The sequence below is a fragment of the Agromyces bauzanensis genome (assembly GCF_014645655.1).
Classification (GTDB): Bacteria; Actinomycetota; Actinomycetes; order Actinomycetales; family Microbacteriaceae; genus Agromyces; species Agromyces bauzanensis.
In genome coordinates this window covers 1-1,281 of sequence record NZ_BMMD01000065.1, presented here as the reverse complement: position 1 = coordinate 1,281, position 1,281 = coordinate 1, and the positions used below count along the sequence as shown (strand labels likewise).

The following is a 1,281-nucleotide window of genomic DNA, read 5'->3' as shown; positions in this document are numbered from 1 at the left end:
GATTATCTTGATGTCGGAGTTATGCCGATGTTGTGCGGGAGCGCCTGATCAGGGGCATGTTCGGGTCGGATAGTTCGGCATAACTAGAGGTTCTCGAGGAAGGTCAGCAGGTCGCCTTTCGGGGAGTATCGCTTGCCGCCGTTGCCGATCGGGGCAAGTCGGGCGAGCGCGCGTTCCTTCATGCTGAGGTCGGCGTGCAGGTAGGCCTGGGTTGCTTGGGTGGATTCGTGTCCGAGCCAGAGCGCGATGGTGGTGGTATCGATCCCGGCGCCGAGCATTCGCATGGCAGTGGTGTGTCGCAGGGTGTGCGGCGTGATGGTCTTGCCAGCCACGCTCGGGCAGTTCTTCGCCGCGGTGGCGGCGTGGACTCTGAGTCTGGCGGCGATCGCGTCGCGGCTGATCGGATAGGCGCTGCCCTGGGCGGTGAACACCGAGGATCCTGGCCCGGCGTCAGGGCTGCGGGCAATCCATCGGCGCAGTGCCGATGCCGCCTGCTTGTTCAGTGGGGTGATGCGGTCTTTGCGTCCTTTGCCGTGGCAGAGCAGGTAGGCAGGTCTGTCCAGACACAGATCGCCGCGGGTCAACCCCGTCAGTTCGCTGACACGCAGACCGGTGGTCAGCAGGACCATGATGATCGTATGGTCCCGGCTGCCGGTCCTGGTGGTCTGGTCGGGTGCGGCAAGGAGGGCGTCCGCTTCGGCGTCGGTGAGATAGGTGAGCACGGTCGTGCTCGTCTTCTTCGACTTTATGGCCAGTGCTCTGGCGATCAGATCGGCGTGCTCCGGGTTGAGGTAGGCCGCGTAGGCGAAGAAGGCATGGAGCGCGGCCAGCCGTGCGTTGCGGGTGCGGACCGTGTTGTTCCGGACGGTTTCCAGGTATGTCAGGAAGGCGGCGATCGCGTCGGCGTTGACGTCGGCGAATTCGACGGCATCCGGGGTGATGCCGGTCGTGTCGTGCAGGTGGGTGAGCAGCATCTTGAAGGTGTCGCGGTAGGCGGCGATGGTGTGCGGGCTGGCCGCTTTCTGGCCGACCAGGAACGTCGTGAAGAACGACTGGAGGGTGGCGGTGAACGTGCTCATGGCCGGACTTCCTGAATGTTCTGCTCCACGCGATCGGCGACCAGGTGGAGGAGCTCTGGGCTGGCGGACAGATACCAGTAGGTGTGGATTGGGCTGCGATGACCGAGGTAGGTGGCCAGAGCGCCGACGCGGGCGTCAACACCGACACCACCGCGGTGGGCGTCGATCAGGGTGTTGACCGCGAACGTATGCCGGAGATCGT

Annotated in this window: 1 protein-coding gene and 1 pseudogene; both read right to left on the bottom strand. The window is 64.5% G+C overall.

All coding sequences use genetic code 11. From position 1 onward, the window contains the following. Positions 1-83: 83 nt before the first annotated feature. Positions 84-1,079 carry a tyrosine-type recombinase/integrase gene (locus tag IEX31_RS18410; protein WP_188744837.1) on the bottom strand — a complete coding sequence of 332 codons (996 nt, stop codon included), beginning with the start codon at positions 1,077-1,079 and terminating at the stop codon, positions 84-86. Continuing rightward, positions 1,076-1,281 (bottom strand): annotated as a pseudogene (locus IEX31_RS18405) (tyrosine-type recombinase/integrase); the annotation flags it as partial. The pseudogene IEX31_RS18405 and the gene IEX31_RS18410, both read right to left, overlap by 4 nt.

Bases quoted from the DNA above. Each gene is read 5' to 3' on its own strand.
- IEX31_RS18410 (WP_188744837.1), bottom strand. From the start codon at position 1,079: ATGAGCACGTTCACCGCCACCCTCCAGTCGTTCTTCACGACGTTCCTG.